The 17,962-nt window shown below is 58.7% G+C and carries 16 protein-coding genes; 3 read left to right on the top strand and 13 right to left on the bottom strand.

Annotation, left to right across the window (positions count from 1 at the left end; translation table 11 throughout):
- Positions 1–113: 113 nt before the first annotated feature.
- Positions 114–458, top strand: coding sequence for a response regulator (locus BD293_RS09440; RefSeq protein ID WP_170207095.1), 345 nt, complete (start codon positions 114–116; stop codon positions 456–458).
- Positions 459–561: 103 nt separating this feature from the next.
- On the opposite strand, the gene BD293_RS09445 is transcribed toward BD293_RS09440, so the two are convergent.
- From BD293_RS09445 to carA, 12 genes are all read right to left on the bottom strand, one after another.
- Complete coding sequence (locus BD293_RS09445) at positions 562–984, bottom strand: GlcG/HbpS family heme-binding protein (RefSeq protein ID WP_142081145.1); 423 nt, start codon at positions 982–984, stop codon at positions 562–564.
- 92 nt (positions 985–1,076) lie between these two features.
- Positions 1,077–2,462, bottom strand: a complete 1,386-nt coding sequence (gene lpdA / locus BD293_RS09450; RefSeq protein WP_142081147.1) for a dihydrolipoyl dehydrogenase — start codon at positions 2,460–2,462, stop codon at positions 1,077–1,079.
- 83 nt (positions 2,463–2,545) lie between these two features.
- Complete coding sequence (locus BD293_RS09455) at positions 2,546–2,944, bottom strand: MAPEG family protein (protein ID WP_142081148.1); 399 nt, start codon at positions 2,942–2,944, stop codon at positions 2,546–2,548.
- A 78-nt stretch (positions 2,945–3,022) separates the two neighbouring features.
- On the bottom strand, positions 3,023–4,489 hold the full coding sequence (odhB, locus tag BD293_RS09460; protein WP_142081149.1) for a 2-oxoglutarate dehydrogenase complex dihydrolipoyllysine-residue succinyltransferase: 1,467 nt from the start codon (positions 4,487–4,489) through the stop codon (positions 3,023–3,025).
- 7 nt (positions 4,490–4,496) lie between these two features.
- Positions 4,497–7,463 carry a 2-oxoglutarate dehydrogenase E1 component gene (locus tag BD293_RS09465; protein WP_142081151.1) on the bottom strand — a complete coding sequence of 989 codons (2,967 nt, stop codon included), beginning with the start codon at positions 7,461–7,463 and terminating at the stop codon, positions 4,497–4,499.
- A 37-nt stretch (positions 7,464–7,500) separates the two neighbouring features.
- On the bottom strand, positions 7,501–7,989 hold the full coding sequence (locus BD293_RS09470) for a DUF805 domain-containing protein (protein WP_142081153.1): 489 nt from the start codon (positions 7,987–7,989) through the stop codon (positions 7,501–7,503).
- Positions 7,990–8,018: 29 nt separating this feature from the next.
- On the bottom strand, positions 8,019–8,903 hold the full coding sequence (gene sucD, locus BD293_RS09475) for a succinate--CoA ligase subunit alpha (RefSeq protein WP_142081154.1): 885 nt from the start codon (positions 8,901–8,903) through the stop codon (positions 8,019–8,021).
- Positions 8,904–8,908: 5 nt separating this feature from the next.
- Complete coding sequence (sucC, locus tag BD293_RS09480) at positions 8,909–10,102, bottom strand: ADP-forming succinate--CoA ligase subunit beta (RefSeq protein WP_142081156.1); 1,194 nt, start codon at positions 10,100–10,102, stop codon at positions 8,909–8,911.
- A 247-nt stretch (positions 10,103–10,349) separates the two neighbouring features.
- Positions 10,350–11,312 carry a malate dehydrogenase gene (gene mdh / locus BD293_RS09485; RefSeq protein ID WP_142081158.1) on the bottom strand — a complete coding sequence of 321 codons (963 nt, stop codon included), beginning with the start codon at positions 11,310–11,312 and terminating at the stop codon, positions 10,350–10,352.
- Positions 11,313–11,507: 195 nt separating this feature from the next.
- Complete coding sequence (locus BD293_RS09490) at positions 11,508–13,283, bottom strand: peptidoglycan -binding protein (protein WP_142081160.1); 1,776 nt, start codon at positions 13,281–13,283, stop codon at positions 11,508–11,510.
- A gap of 3 nt (positions 13,284–13,286) precedes the next feature.
- A complete protein-coding gene (locus tag BD293_RS09495; RefSeq protein WP_142081162.1) occupies positions 13,287–14,492 on the bottom strand; it encodes a biopolymer transporter ExbB in 1,206 nt (401 codons plus the stop codon).
- Positions 14,493–14,655: 163 nt separating this feature from the next.
- A complete protein-coding gene (gene carA / locus BD293_RS09500; RefSeq protein ID WP_142081164.1) occupies positions 14,656–15,813 on the bottom strand; it encodes a glutamine-hydrolyzing carbamoyl-phosphate synthase small subunit in 1,158 nt (385 codons plus the stop codon).
- Positions 15,814–15,999: 186 nt separating this feature from the next.
- On the opposite strand from carA, the gene BD293_RS09505 reads away from it, so the two are divergent.
- Both BD293_RS09505 and BD293_RS09510 read left to right on the top strand, forming a co-directional pair.
- Positions 16,000–16,458: a GatB/YqeY domain-containing protein gene (locus BD293_RS09505; RefSeq protein WP_142081166.1), complete on the top strand. Its 459-nt coding sequence runs from the start codon at positions 16,000–16,002 to the stop codon at positions 16,456–16,458.
- Positions 16,459–16,527: 69 nt separating this feature from the next.
- Positions 16,528–17,268, top strand: coding sequence for a dienelactone hydrolase family protein (locus BD293_RS09510; RefSeq protein ID WP_142081168.1), 741 nt, complete (start codon positions 16,528–16,530; stop codon positions 17,266–17,268).
- Between the two features lie 3 nt (positions 17,269–17,271).
- Here BD293_RS09510 and BD293_RS09515 read toward each other — a convergent pair whose 3' ends face one another.
- Positions 17,272–17,925, bottom strand: coding sequence for a GntR family transcriptional regulator (locus BD293_RS09515; RefSeq protein WP_142081170.1), 654 nt, complete (start codon positions 17,923–17,925; stop codon positions 17,272–17,274).
- Between the last annotated feature and the right edge of the window lie 37 nt (positions 17,926–17,962).

Below are 17,962 nucleotides of genomic sequence, written 5' to 3' on the forward strand. Positions count from 1 at the left end.
ATGGTTGTATCGTCCTAGCTGGGCATAACCTAAGGGTGAAATAGATGTTGCACGAAGCCAAAATCTTTTGCGAGCCACGCGTTCCTGCTTTCACGGGCAACGCCATAGCGTTCATGCCCTATTCAGATGAAGCGCGCGACATTCAAGACTGGGCCTATGAGCAGCGGCACATAAATGTGATGGTGCTGGCATATTGCCCAGAAACCCTTGCCTGGTTGGGCGAAAAGAAAGCCGAGTTTGACGTGATCATCGTCGATGTGGACCATGTAGGCGGCGTTCACGCTGCGATTGATCTGTGTCTTGGCATCCGCAAATCGCGGCCCAACAGCCGGATCATCCTGCTCTCGGCCGAGACGGAACGTGATGATTTTGGATCAGAGCGGCTGGCGATTTGTGATGGCACGCTCAGAAAACCTGTAAGCCACAGCCGATTCGTTGACGCGTTGACCACACACTGACAGCCCAAAGGGGAAGTGATCCGTCGCTGAAAACGCGATCAGAACTCACGGTTTGGTAAAATTATCGAAAAAAGCGCAGGATCGTGTCCTGCGCTTTGTTAATTTATGCTTCTGCATCCAGTCCAGCAGCCTGCGCACCGGCCAAGGCAGCATCCGCATCATTGTCAGAACTGTCGCCCGTCACACCAATCGCACCGATCACAGCGCCGTCCTGACGCAACAAGACACCGCCCGGCACCGGGACAACCTGTCCGCCATAAACCCCATTCACTGCGGCCATGAAATAGGCCTGCGCTTCAGCGCGGGCCATTTGCGCGCGGCCTGCCATGCCCAGCATAACAGCGCCATATGCCTTGCCCTGCGCGATCGCAAACCGTCCCGGTGCGGCCCCATCTTCGCGCTCGAACGCCAGAACATGCCCCCCTGCGTCCAGCACTACGACGGAAAGCGGCTTCAAGCCCATTTCGCGCCCTTTGTTGCGCGTTGCTGCGATGAGTGTTCGGGCCTGATCAAGCGAAAGTGTCATAGGTCATCCTTCAGTCAGTGTTTGGCAAGCGCCAGATGAAATTCGGGGGCCAGGCACCACTTGCCCGCCACCCGCAAAGACTAGGTATCACATCAGGCGTGGATTGCGCCATCGCCACAGGCCAATGCCGCCTCGCGCACGGCTTCGGAATAGGTCGGGTGTGCGTGGCAGGTGCGCGCCAGATCTTCGGCGGCAGCACCAAATTCCATTGCCACACAAATCTCATGGATCAGGTCGCCCGCGTATGGGCCAATAATATGCGCGCCCAGAATCCGGTCAGTTTCCTTGTCAGCAAGAATTTTGACAAAGCCGTCACCGGCAAAATTCGCCTTGGCGCGGCCATTGCCCATAAAGCTGAATTTGCCGACCTTATAGGCACGCCCGGCCTCTTTCAGGGTGTCTTCACTCTCGCCGACCGACGCAACTTCTGGCCATGTATAGATCACACCGGGGATAACACCGTAATTCACATGCCCCGCTTGACCGGCCAGAATTTCAGCAACCGCCATGCCTTCGTCTTCGGCCTTGTGGGCCAGCATCGGCCCCTCGATCACATCGCCAATTGCATAGACACCATCGACGCTGGTCTTGTAATGCGCGTCGGTTGCGATCTGCCCGCGCTCGGTCATCTTGATGCCCAGATCCGCCAGACCCAGCCCATCGACAAAGGGGCGGCGTCCGGTGGAGAGCAGCACAGTGTCGGCCTCCACCGTGTGTTCACTGTCATCTTTGCGCAGCTTATAGGTCACCTTGGCCTTGGTCTTGGTCGCGGTGGCAGATTGTACAGCCGCGCCCAGAATGAACGTCATGCCCTGTTTGGCCAGCAAGCGCTGGAATGTCTTGGCGACTTCGGCATCATTGCCGGGAATGATGCGGTCCAGATATTCGACCACGGTCACTTCGGACCCCAGACGCGCAAAGACGGACCCCATTTCCAGCCCGATCACACCTGCACCAATGACAATCAGCTTTTTGGGAATCTTGCCCAACTCCAGCGCCCCGGTCGAAGTGACGATGATTTTCTCGTCCACCTCAACGCCTTTCAGCGGGCTGGATTCCGAGCCAGAGGCAATGACGATCTTCTTGCCCTCATAGCTCTGTTCGCCAACCTGCACCTTGCCGGGGCCAGTGATTTTTGCCCAGCCCTTGATCCAGTCGACCTTGTTCTTCTTGAACAGGAATTCTATCCCTTTGGTGTTCTGGCCGATCACATCCGCCTTGTAGCCCAGCATCTTTTTCCAATCGACCTTGGGCTTGGCCCCGGTCAGGCCCATGGCCTCAAAGTTATGCTCGGCCTCATGCAGGCTGTGGGTCGCGTGCAGCAGCGCCTTGGACGGGATGCAGCCCACATTCAGGCAGGTGCCGCCAAGTGTTTCGCGCCCCTCGACACAGGCCACTTTCAGCCCCAGTTGCGCTGCACGAATGGCACAAACATAGCCGCCCGGACCAGAGCCGATAATGATAAGGTCGTAGGACATGTGAGGTGTCTCCCTTGGTCAGCGGTGGCCAGACAGTTTGTCGTGTCGCGCAGGCACCGCGTAAATATGACAAAAATGAAGGATCAGGGCAGGATTGCAACCACCAGTATAATCAAAGTGGACAAAAACCCCACCGCCCAGATCAGCGACCGCCATGGGTTTAACCCGTAAGCATAGGCCGGGATATAGAGGATACGCGCGATCAGATAGGCATAGGCACAGGCAGCCGTCAAACCGCTGGACTGCCCCGAGACGCTGATGACCATGACCGCAATGCCAAACAGGATCAGCCCCTCAAAGTGGTTGTTCAGCGCGCGTTGCAATCGGGCCGTGCGCTTGGACATCGGCTTGTCCGGGGCATAGTCGCGGCTGCCGCCCGTGTAGCGGGTGCCCAGCTCCAGATTGGCCGGAAGCGCGAACAGGATAAACTGCACCATTTGCAGGAGTGCGGCCAAGGTGAGGGCTGTGAGTTCGGGGGTCATGAGGGCCTCCATCTCGCACTCAGGTTTGCGTCTATTGATCGGGTGCGCACTCTGCGCGCACCCTGTGGGCCAACTGGCTTACAGATCCATCAACAAGCGCCGCGGATCTTCCAGCGCTTCTTTCACGCGCACAAGGAAGGTGACAGCGCCTTTGCCATCGACGATCCGGTGATCGTAGGACAGCGCCAGATACATCATCGGACGGGCCACGATCTGGCCCTTGACGACCATGGGCCGTTCCTGAATCTTGTGCATCCCCAGAATGCCCGATTGTGGCGGGTTCAGGATCGGCGAAGACATGAGCGAGCCATAAACCCCGCCATTCGAAATGGTGAAAGAACCGCCCTGCATTTCGGCCATCGTCAGCTTGCCATCGCGCGCACTCTTGCCAAAGGCCCCAATGCGCTTTTCAATCTCGGCAAAGCCCATCTTATGCGCGTCGCGCAGCACTGGCACAACAAGGCCGTTCGGCGTGCCCACCGCCACGCCCATATGGACATAGTTCTTGTAGACGACATCCGTGCCATCAATCTCGGCGTTGACTTCGGGCACTTCCATCAGCGCATGGCAGCAGGCTTTCACAAAGAAGGACATAAAGCCCATCTTGACGCCATGCTTCTTCTCGAACTGGTCTTTGTATTCGTTGCGAAGCTCCATGATGCCGCCCATATCCGCCTCGTTATAGGTGGTCAGCATGGCGGCGGTGTTCTGCGCTTCTTTCAGGCGGCGCGCGATGGTCTGGCGCAGGCGGGTCATCTTGACGCGCTCTTCGCGGGCCGCATCATCGGCGGGCACAGTCGGCGCAGCCGCTGGGGCCGCCCCGGCTTTCTGGACGTCCTCTTTCATGATGCGCCCGTCGCGGCCTGTCCCTGTCACCTGATCCGGCGAAAGTCCCTTTTCCGCCATCAGCTTCTTGGCCGAAGGCGCATCTTCAACATCGCGCCCCCCACCCTCGGATTTGCCTGCCTCGGCTTGCGGAGCAGAAGCTTTCACACCATCCGCATTGCCGGAAATCACAGCAAGCTTGCCGCCTGCTGCAACGGTGCTACCGCTTTCGGCCAGAATTTCGTTCAGGACACCCGCCGCAGGGGATGGCACCTCGACCGAAACCTTGTCGGTTTCCAGCTCGCACAGCATTTCATCCACAGCGACCGTGTCGCCGGGCTTTTTGAACCAGCTTGCAACTGTCGCCTCGGACACGCTTTCGCCAAGCGACGGCACCATCACATCCACAGTCTCGGCGGAGTTTGCCTTGGGCTTCGCGGCGGCTTTTTCGGGGGCGGCAGGGGTCGGCGCGTCAGAGCTGCCCGGCTCGGAAATCATCGCAAGCAGCGCATCCGCCCCAACTGTTTCGCCTTCGGCGGCCACGATTTCGCCCAGTGTTCCGGCAACGGGCGAAGGCACCTCGACGGTAACCTTGTCGGTTTCCAGCTCGCACAGCATTTCATCCACGGCGACCGCGTCGCCGGGTTTCTTGAACCATGTGGCCACAGTGGCCTCTGAGACGCTTTCGCCCAGGGTGGGGACTCGAACTTCGGTGGACATATGTCTGTTATCCCTCGATTGTCAGCGCGTCATTCACGAGCGCTTCTTGTTGTGCTTTATGCTGGCTGGCAAGCCCTGTCGCGACCGATGCAGAGGCCGTACGCCCGACATAGCGCGGACGTTTGGTTGCACCGTTCAGTCGGCTCAGGACCCATTCGATATTGGGCTCGATGAAACTCCACGCGCCCTGATTCTTTGGCTCTTCCTGACACCAGACGATTTCTGCATTCGGAAAACGCTCCAGCTCTTTCAGCAGCGCCATTGCCGGGAACGGATAGAATTGCTCGACACGCAGCAGATAGATATCGTCGATCCCGCGCGCGTCGCGGGCTTCCAGCAAGTCGAAATAGACCTTGCCCGAACACATCACCACGCGCTTGATCTTGTCATCGCGCTGCAACTCTGTGTCGCTATTGCCCTTTTGCGCATCATCCCAAAGCACCCGGTGGAAGCTCGACCCTTCGGTGAAATCCGCCGCCTCGGAGATGCACAGCTTGTGGCGCAACAGCGATTTGGGCGTCATCAGCACCAGCGGTTTGCGGAAGCTACGATGAATCTGGCGGCGCAGGATGTGAAAGTAATTCGCCGGAGTTGAGCAGTTGGCGACAATCCAGTTATCCTGTGCACATTGTTGCAAGAACCGCTCAAGCCGGGCGGAAGAGTGTTCCGGCCCCTGCCCTTCAAACCCATGCGGCAACAGCATCACCAGCCCCGACATGCGCAGCCATTTCGACTCGCCGGAGGAGATGAACTGATCGAACATGATCTGCGCACCATTGGCAAAGTCGCCAAACTGCGCTTCCCACATCACCAGCGCATTGGGTTCGGCCAGCGAGTAGCCATATTCAAACCCAAGCACCGCATATTCCGACAGCATGGAGTCGATGACCTCGAAACGCGCCTGCCCTTCTTTGATATTGTTCAAAGGGTAATAACGGTCCTCTGTTTGCTGGTCGACAAACGCGGAATGGCGTTGGCTGAAGGTGCCGCGCGTCGAATCCTGCCCGGACAGGCGCACGCGGTAGCCTTCGGTGACAAGGCTGCCAAAGGCCGCCGCCTCGGCTGTGGCCCAATCAAAGCCCTTGCCAGAGGCAAACATCTCTTTCTTGGTTTCCAGCTGGCGCGCCACAGTCTTGTGAATGTTGAACCCGTCCGGATACCGCGTCAGCGCTTCGCCCACTTCGGCCAGTGCGTCGGAGGAAATCCACGTCTCGCCGCGCTGGTACTCTTCGCCTTCGCGGTTGAGGTGCGACCAGCGCCCGTCCAGCCAGTCGGCCTTGTTCGGCTTATAAGTCTTGCCCGCCTCGAATTCGTCATTCAGGAACGCCTGACAAGACGCCTTCATGTCTTCGATTTCGCCCTCGGGGATCAGCCCGTCAGCGACCAGACGTTCGGTATAAAGTTGCAGCGTCGATTTGTGCTTTTTGATGCGGGTATACATCGCGGGGTTGGTGAACATCGGTTCATCCCCCTCGTTATGCCCAAAGCGGCGATAGCAGAAGATGTCGATCACCACATCTTTCAGGAATTTCTGGCGGAACTCTGTCGCCACTTTGGCAGCATGAACCACCGCTTCCGGGTCATCGCCATTCACATGGAAAATCGGTGCCTCGACCATCAGCGCAATATCGGTCGGATACGGGCTGGAGCGCGAGAAATGCGGCGCTGTGGTAAAACCGATCTGGTTGTTCACGATGATATGGATCGTGCCGCCCGTGCGGTGCCCGCGCAGGCCAGACAGGCCAAAACCCTCGGCCACAACGCCTTGCCCAGCAAATGCGGCATCGCCGTGCAGCAACACAGCCACAACCTGCCGGCGCTCTGCATCGTTCATCTGGTCTTGCTTGGCACGGACCTTGCCGACAACAACAGGGTTCACCGCTTCCAGATGCGACGGGTTCGCGGTCAGGGACAAATGCACGGCGTTGCCGTCAAATTCACGGTCTGACGAGGCACCCAAATGGTATTTCACATCGCCAGAGCCGTCCACATCTTCAGGCTTGAAGCTCCCGCCCTGAAACTCGTTGAAGATCGCGCGATAAGGCTTGCCCATCACATTGGCCAGAATATTCAGGCGGCCCCGATGCGGCATGCCGATGGCGACTTCTTTCAGACCCAGCGCACCGCCACGCTTGATGATCTGCTCCATCGCCGGAATGGTGGCTTCGCCGCCGTCCAGCCCGAAGCGCTTGGTGCCCATGTATTTGACATGCAGGAATTTCTCGAACCCTTCAGCCTCGACCATCTTGTTCAGAATCGCGCGGCGACCGTTCTTGGTGAACTGGATTTCCTTGTCCATTCCCTCAATGCGTTCTTTCAGCCAGCCAACCTGCTCGGGGTCTGAAATATGCATGAATTGCAGCGCGAAGGTGCCACAATAGGTGCGTTGCAGAATATCAATGATCTGGCGCAGGCTGGCCACTTCCAGCCCCAGCACATTGTCGATGAAAATGGGGCGGTCCAGATCGGCCTCAGTGAAGCCATAGGAGCGCGGGTCAAGTTCCGGGTGCGGCTCTTCCTTGCGCATGCCCAGCGGGTCCAGATCGGCGACCAGATGGCCCCGGATGCGGTAGGCGCGAATAATCATCAAAGCGCGCAAACTGTCGATCACAGCGGCGCGCACTTGCTCGGTTGTCAGTGTCACGCCTTGATCGGCCGCTTTCGCAGTGATCTTCTCGGCTGCGGCCTTCTTCTCGGCGATGGGCGCGGCTTGGGGCCACTCGCCGGTCAATGCCGAGGTCAACTCATCGGTGGGTTGCTGCGGCCAATCGGTGCGCGCCCAACTTGGCCCCGAGGCGGCGCGCTGCGCATCTTGCGTCCCTTCGCCCAAGGCACGGAAATATTCGGCCCAGACATCATCTACCGAAGCAGGATCAGCCGCGTGTCGGGCCTGCAACGCCTCGACATACGCGGCATTCTGACCTTCAAGAAAGGTCTCGCCTTGTATCTGGTCGCTAGGGCTGTGGTCGTTCATAAGAGCACCTCTATGGTACTGAAGGGTTTGATATCAGTCACTTGACACGGGGTTCCGGGCCGAACTTGTTGTCACCGCGCTGGCTGCGGCGGGTCATCCACCAGATGATTACGACACCAGCGATAAATTGCGCCACGGCCAGCAGCGCAACAATACCTGCCTGCCCGTGCATGCGGCCTGCTTGGTGCATGTCGCCAAAGCCACCCTGCATCATGTTTGCGGACAGGCTGCCAACCATCAGCGATGAAATCACCACGATGACGACAGGCACAACAAGGTACCAACCGGGGCGTCCAGTATCCTGAAGCCTGCGCCAGCCAACGGCCAGAAACGGCACAAAAGTGACCAGTTGGAACAGGCGCACCAGCCAGTTTCCAGTCATGCCCAAAGCCGCTTGGACAAGCGCAAGCGCGAATGCACCTGCAAAGACGAACAGGAAGAACCACCAATATTCGGGGCGGCGTGACCGCCCCGAAAAGTTTAGCGAATTCTCGAAACCGCTTTTCACTGCATCCGTAAACGTCATGGCTGCGCCCCTCCTGAAGGCGTCGCGGATTACTTGCCGATCGCCTTGAGCACGGCTTCACCCAGACCCGCCGGGCTATCAGCCACCACGATCCCGGCGCTTTTCATCGCCTCGATCTTGTCTTCGGCACCGCCCTTGCCACCGGCAACGATTGCGCCCGCATGACCCATGCGCCGACCGGGAGGGGCTGTGCGCCCCGCGATAAAGCCCGCAACAGGTTTCTTGCGCCCGCGCTTTGCTTCATCTTTCAGGAATTGCGCAGCTTCTTCTTCGGCACTGCCGCCGATCTCACCGATCATGATGATCGAATGGGTTTCATCATCGGCCAAGAACCATTCCAGCACATCAAGATGCTCGGTGCCCTTGACCGGATCGCCGCCGATCCCCACGCAGGTGGACTGACCAAGGCCAACATCCGTTGTCTGCTTGACCGCTTCATAGGTCAGCGTGCCCGAACGCGACACCACGCCAACCGAACCCCGGCGGTGAATATGGCCGGGCATAATGCCGATCTTGCAGGCATCGGGTGTGATGACACCGGGGCAGTTGGGGCCGATCAGGACCGACTTGCTGCCTTCGAGTGCGCGCTTCACGCGCATCATGTCCAGAACCGGAATGCCTTCGGTGATGCACACGATCAACTCCATCTCAGCGTCAATCGCCTCAAGGATCGAGTCGGCCGCGAAGGGCGGCGGCACATAGATGACGCTGGCATTCGCTTCTGTTTTGGCTTTCGCCTCATGGACCGAGTTGAACACAGGCAGGTCCAGATGGGTTTGCCCACCTTTGCCCGGTGTCACACCACCAACCATTTGCGTGCCATAGGCAATCGCCTGCTCGGAATGGAATGTCCCCTGAGAGCCGGTAAAACCCTGACAGATGACCTTCGTGTTTTTGTCGACAAGAACTGCCATCGGACTTACCCCTTCACCGCTTTAACGATTTTTTCTGCTGCATCCGAAAGGTTGTCAGCAGCGATCACATTCAGGCCAGAGCCCGCGATGATTTCCTTGCCTTTCTCGACATTCGTGCCTTCCAAACGCACCACCAGCGGCACCTGTAGACCCACATCTTTCACGGCGGCAATCACGCCTTCCGCAATGATGTCACAGCGCATGATCCCGCCAAAGATATTGACAAGAATGCCCTTCACATTGGGGTCGGATGTAATGATCTTGAACGCCTCGGTGACTTTCTCCTTGGTGGCACCGCCGCCAACATCCAGAAAGTTGGCAGGCTCTGCGCCATAGAGCTTGATGATGTCCATCGTCGCCATCGCCAGACCTGCACCATTGACCATGCAGCCAATCTCGCCATCCAGCGCGATGTAGTTCAGGTCATACTTGCTGGCGGCCAGTTCTTTGGGGTCTTCTTCCGTCTCGTCGCGCAGGGCAAGTATGTCGGCCTGGCGATACAAAGAGTTGGAATCGAAGCCCATCTTGGCATCAAGACATTTCAGATCGCCCGTGTCGGTGACGATCAGCGGGTTGATCTCGACCATCTCGGCGTCGCGTTCAACGAAAAGCTTGTAGAGTTTGCTGACCAGATCAACGCATTGCTTGATCTGCTTGCCTTCCAGCCCCAAAGCAAAGGCCACGCGGCGGCCGTGGAAGCCCTGAATACCGGTTGCCGGATCAATGCTGAATGACAGCAGTTTTTCCGGTGTGTTTGCGGCAACTTCTTCAATATCCATGCCGCCTTCGGTCGAGACAACAAAGCTGATCCGGCTGCTGACACGGTCGACCAGAAGTGCAAGATACAACTCGCGCTCGATCTCCGAGCCATCCTCAATATAGATGCGGTTGACCTGCTTGCCCGCGGGGCCGGTCTGATGCGTCACCAATGTGCGCCCCAGCATCTGCTTGGTATGCTCTTCAGCCTCGGCCACGGATCTGGCAAGGCGGACACCGCCCTTTTCACCCGCAGACGCTTCTTTGAAGCTGCCCTTGCCGCGTCCACCTGCATGGATCTGCGCCTTGATCACCCAAAGCGGCCCATCAAGTTCACCCGCAGCACTTTTCGCTTCTTCGGCCTTGAAAACGATGCGACCATCCGAAACAGGCACCCCGTAAGAGCGCAGAAGCCCTTTTGCCTGATACTCATGAATATTCATGAAACTGTCCCATTTCTGCTGTTACTCATCCGTGCATCGCAGATTCAGAGTGAAAAACAATGGAAATCTTCTGTAAAATATGACATTCAGCGGAAAATAGAAGATTTGTGATCACTGTTTTCAAACGTGTGATCACAAATCCTGACCCCTTGCGGCCTGTCATTGCAATTATCCCACGAATGCTAGGTTTTCATTTGAAAAAGGCCGCGCATTTGCGCGGCCTTTTGTGTCTTACCGTGCCATCAGATCAAGCCAGAGAAGAGTCGATGCCCTTGCACGCCTCAACCAGCCCGCGCACGGCCTCGATGGATTTGTCGAACATGGCCTGTTCATCTTTGGTCAGCTTGATATCGACAATTTTCTCAATACCATTTGCGCCGATGATCGTGGGCACACCCACATACATGCCTTTCAGCCCGAACTCGCCATCGCAATAGGCCGCACAGGGCAGCAATCGCCGTTGGTCCTTGAGATAGGCTTCCGCCATTTCAATGGCGCTGGTTGCTGGCGCATAAAAAGCCGAGCCGGTTTTCAACAGGCCCACAATCTCTGCCCCGCCATCACGCGTGCGCTGCACGATCGCATCCAGCTTGTCCTGCGTGGTCCAGCCCATCGAGATAAGATCCGGCAGCGGGATACCCGCAACTGTCGAATACCGAACCAATGGCACCATCGTGTCGCCATGCCCACCCAGCACAAAGGCTGTCACGTCGCGCATGGATACCTTGAACTCTAGGCTCAGGAAGTGACGGAAACGCGCCGAATCCAGCACACCGGCCATGCCGACGACCTTGTTATGCGGCATGCCCGAAAATTCGCGCAGCGCCCAGACCATCGCATCCAATGGGTTGGTGATGCAGATCACGAACGCATCGGGGGCATGTGCAGCAATTCCCTCGCCGACCGATTTCATGACCTTCAGGTTGATGCCCAACAGGTCATCCCGGCTCATGCCGGGCTTGCGCGGGACACCGGCGGTAACGATGCACACATCCGCACCTGCGATGTCGGCATAATCATTCGTGCCCTTGAAGCTGCCATCAAACCCTTCCGAGGGGCCTGATTCCGCGATGTCGAGCGCCTTGCCCTGCGGCGTGCCTTCGGCAATGTCAAAGAGGATAACATCGCCAAGTTCCTTGATCGCGGAAAGATGGGCGAGCGTGCCGCCAATCTGTCCCGCACCGATCAGTGCAATTCTGGGTCTGGCCATCAGTGATCTCCGGATCGTTAAGTTTTACGCCACTTGCCTAGAGCCTTAACCCCTGCGACGCAAGGGTATCACAGGGCATCACCCGCGTGTGAGCGGCCTGATAGCGCCCACATGGCTATGTTATTCTGTTTGTGACCTGCGGCGCGGCGCGTGTGGCACTGTCCTTGCAGCCCCAAAGCCGCTGCGCGACAGCATTCACCGCTCTGTCAGCTTCAACTCAATCCGGCGATTGCGCGCGCGCGCCTCGGGCGTATTGGCCGTGTCCACGGGGCGATATTCGCCAAATCCGGTCGCCGCGAGTCGCTCTGGCGGAAAGCCCAACTCATCTGTCATGAAACGCACCACAGACAAGGCGCGGGCCTGACTAAGCGCCCAGTTGTCACTCCATTCGGCCCCCGGACCCAGCGCCAGATTGTCAGTGTGGCCATCCACACGCAAAATCCAGTCAATCTCTGGCGGAATGCGGTCCGACACATCGCGCAGGATACTTACCACATTGGCAATCTGTGCCTGTCCGCCAGATGCAAGATCGGCAGAGCCAAGCTCGAACAGCACTTCGGACGAGAAAACGAATCTGTCTCCCACAATCTGGATTTCATCAAGCCCTTCTAGCACTTCGCGCAGACGCCCGAAAAATTCGGACTGGAACCGCTCCAACCGTTCGCGTTCGGCAGATTCGAGTTCGGCGCGGGCACGCTGTTCAACAGCAAGTTGCGCCAAAGCCATGTTCAGATCAGCGCCTAGGCTTTCAATCTGGGTCTGGGACGCTTCTTCGCGTGCCCGCACATCCCCCAGCAAATCCTGCAAGCTGCCCACCTGCCCGCGCAAACTTGCCACCTGCTGGTTCAGAACTTCAAGGCGGCGCTGGTCTTCAAGGGATTGCGCCTCTCGCTCGGACAGGCTTTGCTCTGCCATTGCGCGCAATGCGGCAAGACGCTCGCGCTCGGAAATCTCTTGCTGAAGTGCGGCCTCTGCCTCTGCCTGTCCCTCGCGGGCGGCGGCAAGCAAGGTCAGTGTTTCCTCGGCGCGGCGGCGCTGCTCTTCTAGTGACAGGGTCATGGCTGTCAGTTCCGCATCAGCGCTTTCCAGCCGTGCGCGCAACGCTTCTGCGGCGGCGGCATCGGCCAGTCGACGGCGCTCTTCAGCGCTCAATTCAGTTTCGACATCGGCCAGACGCTCGCGCAAGGCTTCTGCGGCGGCGCGCTCGGCCAAGGCTGCTTGCTCTGCTGCATCAAGTTCACTGCGCAGACTGTCCTCAACACTGGCCTGATCCTGTACGCGGTCCTCAGCCGCCGCCAGTTGGGCGGAAAGCTGCGCCAGTGTGGCCTCTTGCGCCACGGCTTCGGCCTGCGATTGCGCCAAAGCTGCCTCGACCGCTTCGGCGCGCGCCGCTGCAAGGCGCGCAGCCTCGGCTTCGGCGTCCAATTCATCGCGCAAGGACGCAAGTGCCAGTTGCAACGCCTCTTGCTCGGACAGAAGTTCCGCCTGTGCCGCATCCATTTCGGCCAGATCCGCGCTTAGGGCATCCCCACGCGCCACAGCAGTATCCCGCGCCGAAATCAGGGCTGCGACCTGCGCCTCAAAATCTGTGATGCGTGCTTCGGCCGCACTCAGCGCACTTTCGCGCGCAGCCAGATCGTCCGAAAGCGCGGATATCTGCGCCATTTGTGCCGCTGCAAGCGCGCGCGCCTGATCAAGGTCGCCTTCCATTGCGCCAAGCTCGCTCTCAAGCGAGGAAATCCGCGCCCGCGACAACCCCAGCGCATCTGCAAGGGTTGCAACCTCGGCAGACAGCCCTTCGAGTTGGGTGTCCTGCGCGGTGATCGTGTCGCGCAAAACGAATTGCACGATCATGAAAATCGACAGCACGAACATCAGCACCAGCAAAAGGGCGGTCATGGCATCGACGAAGCCCGGCCAGATCGCCCCGCTTACATCGCGCCGTTGCCCAGTTCTGCGCGCCAGCGCCATCGCTTACTCTCCATCCCGACGGGCGCTGAAACCTGAGCGTGACAACTGCCGGACAGCCAATGTCAACGACGACAAGTCCGAGCGCAGATCGGCAGTGGTCTCCACCCGTCCGGCGGAAATCTCTTCGGCAATCCGCAACATCTGGCTGTCGATATTGCGCAACCGCAACCGAATTTCTGCTTGCGCAGAGGGGCCGTTTTCATCTGCAAAGTGGCGCAGATGCTGCAACAGCGCATCCTGACCATCGGCAATGCGCAACAACGCAGGTGCGACATTGGCATCCGGTCCCGCCGCGTTCATTCCCGCGCCAGAGGCAAGCCGGTCGACAGCTTCCGCCAGTCCCCCCAGCGCCTGATCAATTTGCGCGCGTTCCTGATCGGCATGCACCTGTTGTCGGTACATTGCCTCCATCTGCTCGACCATTCCATCTAGAACCTGAACAACTGCGCCCATTTCGGCGCCCTGTTCCTGATCGCCGACAACGCCCAGACGGGTGATCGAGCTCAGCCATTCTTCCAACTGGCGGTAGAACCGGTTTTGACCGTGGCCAGCAAACAATTCCAGCATGCCCACGACCAGCGATCCGGCCAGCCCCAGAAGCGACGAGGAAAAGGCCGTACCCATTCCGCCCAACTGCGCCTCTAGCCCGGTCATCAGGTTCTCAAAAACCTGAATGCCTGTCTCATTGTCTTCGGGCGCGAGCGAGCGGATCGTATCCACCACCGCCGGAACAGTTGTCGCCAGCCCGTAAAACGTACCCAACAGACCCAGAAAGATCAGCAGCGAAATGATGTAGCGCGTGATGTCGCGCAATTCGTCCAGCCGTGTCGCCACGGAATCGAGGATCGACGAGGCCGAGCTGGACCCGATCTGGCTGCCCCGCCCCCGCCCGCGCAACAACGCGGCCAGTGGCATCAACAGCGCGGGTGGCGCAGTGGCTTCGTGCCCCGGTGTTCCGCTTGCGAAACCCTCAATCCAGATGATCGACCGATTAAGCTGGATCACCTGCCAGAAGGTTGCGAAAACACCCACGACGAAAACGAAAAAGATAAACCCGTTCAGCCAGATATTCGACAGAAATATCCCTGAAACGGCAGGGAGCGCAAACCATGTCCCAACTGTGACAAGCGCGATGACGACAAGCATCATCACGATCTGCCGCACCGGGCGGGAAAACTGTGTCTGCACCCCAATTTGGGATCTGGCCATGATCGGGTGTCCTGATCCTCTTGTAACTGAAATCACCCTAAGTCAGTCTCTGCGCACTGCCAACAACGTTTTGTGCGCACACAAGAAATATTCCTGTGCCTGCTCAATGGCCAAGCGCGCCCCAGCGCTATTGCGGGAACTGATCTCGCGCCTTTCGGACTGACTAGCCCGGCTTGCGCGCGGCCATCGACGCCGCGAAGCGCTCGAACAGGTAAAAGCTGTCTTGCGGGCCGGGGCTGGCCTCGGGGTGGTGCTGGACCGAGAAAACCGGCTTGTCCTGCATACGAATGCCGCAATTCGACCCGTCGAACAGAGAGGTGTGCGTCTCGATCACGCCCTGCGGCAAGGTTTGACTATCCACCGCAAACCCATGATTCATAGACGTAATCTCGACTTTGCCTGTGTCGTGATCCTTCACAGGGTGGTTCGCCCCGTGATGGCCGTGGTTCATCTTGATCGTCTGCGCACCAAGCGCCAGCGCCAGCATCTGATGGCCAAGGCAAATGCCAAAAACTGGCAGGTCCGATTCCAGAACCTGCTGGATCATCGGCACGGCATACGCGCCCGTCGCCGCGGGGTCGCCGGGGCCGTTGGACAGAAACACGCCATCCGGATTCAGAGCCATCACATCTTCGGCAGTGGCCGTGGCGGGCAGCACAGTCACGTCGCACCCGGCGGACGCAAGACACCGCAGGATGTTGCGCTTTGCGCCATAATCAATGGCGACAACCTTGTGCACCGGGGCTGTCTGGCGCGCATATCCTTCGGGCCATGCCCAACGCATTTCATCCCAGCGGTAGGATTGCGCACAGGTCACATCGCGCGCCAGATCAAGGCCCACCAGCCCTTTCCATGCGCGTGCTTTCGCAACCAGCGCCTCTATGTCGAATTTTCCGTCGGGATTATGGGCAAGCGCCACATGCGGCGCGCCCTGCTGGCGGATTGCGCGCGTCAGGCGGCGTGTGTCGATCCCGCCGATGCAAATGCGCCCGCGCTTTTGTAGCCATGTGACCATGTCCTCAACTGCGCGCCAGTTGGACGGCGTGGTCGGGTCCCATTTTACCACCATGCCAGCGGCAACAGGGTCTTGCGTCTCATCGTCATCGGGGTTCACGCCGACATTTCCGATATGCGGGAAGGTGAAGGTCACGATCTGCCCTGCATAGGACGGGTCGGTCATGATTTCCTGATAGCCGGTCATCGCAGTGTTAAAGCACAGCTCGGCCACTGTTTCACCAGTCGCGCCGAATCCTCGGCCATAAAAAATCGTCCCATCGGCCAAAGCAAGGCACGCGGTGGGCTTGGAGGTCTGGGCAGACATGGGCGCGTCTCCGTCTGTTCGGATTTGCGCGAACCTCTACGGCGGGCGCGCGGGAGAATCAAGGCGATCCGGTGCTGCGATGCGTTTGTTTGCACGATTATCCGCCCTCAGCGATGGCGCTTGCCGCCATCCATGGGCTTCGATACTCTGAATGACTACCCCAACTCTGCTTACAGGAGCGACCAGATGTCTTTGCGCGACAAGATTTCCAGCGAACTCAAGACCGCGATGAAGGCACGCGACACCGAGCGTCTGGCCACCCTGCGGCTGATCAATGCCGCCATCAAGGACCGCGAAATCGCCGCGCGGGGCGATCAGGGTGTGACCGAGCTGACCGATGCAGACCTGACCACTGTGCTGACGCGCATGGTCAAGCAACGCCGCGATTCGGCCCGCGCCTATGAAGAGGCCGCGCGCCTTGATCTGGCCGACAAAGAAACCGCCGAGATTGCCGTCATCGAAAGCTTCCTTCCCCGCCAATTGACCGAGGAGGAGATGACCGCTGCAATAACCAAGGTCATCGCCGAGACGGGTGCAACCTCTGTGCGCGATATCGGCAAGGTGATGGCGGAACTGAAATCGGCCTATGCGGGCCAGATGGATTTCGGCAAGGCCGGGGCCTTGGTCAAGCAAAAACTGGCCTGATCCGACCTGCCCTGCCTTGGCATTCGCGGTGCAGCGCTATCTTCTGAGTATCAACAGGAGGATATACAAATGAAACACCGTCACCTGACATTTCTAAGCACATGCGCCATTGTGCTGGGCACCGCCAGCTTTGCCGAGAATTTCGAGTATACCGTCGGGGACATGGTCTTTGAAGGGTATGTCGCAGTCCCACAAGGCGAGGCGCGCGGCACGGTTCTGATCGTCCATGACTGGGACGGGCTGAATGACCATGAGATTGCGCGCGCAGATGCGATGGCCGAAGCGGGCTATGTCGGTGTTGCGCTCGATTTGTTCGGGCGCGACGCTGTGCTTGAGGGAATTGACGACTACCGCCGCGAGACTGGCGCGCTCTATGCGGACCGCGAAGAATTCCGCGCCCGCATTGCCGCTGGTGCCGATGCCGCCGCTGCAATGGAGAATGTGCCTGAACAGATGGTGCTGACCGGCTATTGCTTTGGCGGTGCCGCAGCCTTGGAGGGCGCGCGCGCTGGCTTCGATATGGCGGGATTTGTCAGCTTTCACGGCGGCTTGGATACCCCCGAGGGTCAGGATTACAGCGCGACAAATGCCCCCGTGCTCGTTCTTCATGGCTCTGCCGATCCCGTGTCTGGTATGACCGAGCTTGCCGCCCTTATGGAGGAACTGCGCGACGCGGAGGTTGCGCATGAATCGCGCATTTTTGGCGGGGCGCGCCATTCCTTCACGGTCGAAACCTCGAATGACTGGGACGCGGATGCCAATGCCAAGGCGGAAGCTGCGCTTCTGGAATTTCTGGACGAGGTGCTCTGACCCTCAGACCGAATAACGCGCCTCGGCCATAGAATCCTGTCGCAGGCGCGTTTCAAAAGCCAGTGAGATATGCTGCTTCAACGCATCATAAGCGCGGTCGCCGTCACCTGCGGCGATCGCCTCAACAATCTTGCTATGCTCTTCAAGCGTTTGCAGCCCCCGCCCCTCAAACGAGAGCGACGTGGTCGCCAGCAACGCCATCGAGCGGTGAACAAGGTCAAGCTGTTGCACCAGATACCGATTATGCGACGCCAGATGTATCTGCTTGTGAAAGCGTTTATTGGCACGGCTTAGCGCCTGTGGGTCATTGATCAGGGCGCGGTCATCCTCGATCATGGTGCGCAACAGGCGGACCTCTTCTTGCGTGGCGTGGCGTGCGGCCAGACGGGCGGCAAGCCCTTCCAACTCTGATCGTACGACATACAGCTCCGCCAACTGGTTATGATCCAGCGACGCCACAATCAGGGACCTACCATCGCGCGTCAGCAAGGATTGTGTTTCAAGGCGTTGCAATGCTTCGCGGATGGGGGTGCGCGACACGCCAAAGCGATCCGCCAACTCGGATTCCACCAACCGATCACCGGGTTTGTATATGCCCAAATCAATCGCTTCCAGAATCAACGAATAGGCGTCTTTCAGGGGTTTTGTATCGGTCATGACTTTCTCTGCATATCTTCGGGTTACAAAACCCGTG

Origin of the sequence: Roseinatronobacter monicus (assembly GCF_006716865.1) — a bacterium.
GTDB classification, from domain to species: Bacteria; Pseudomonadota; Alphaproteobacteria; order Rhodobacterales; family Rhodobacteraceae; genus Roseinatronobacter; species Roseinatronobacter monicus.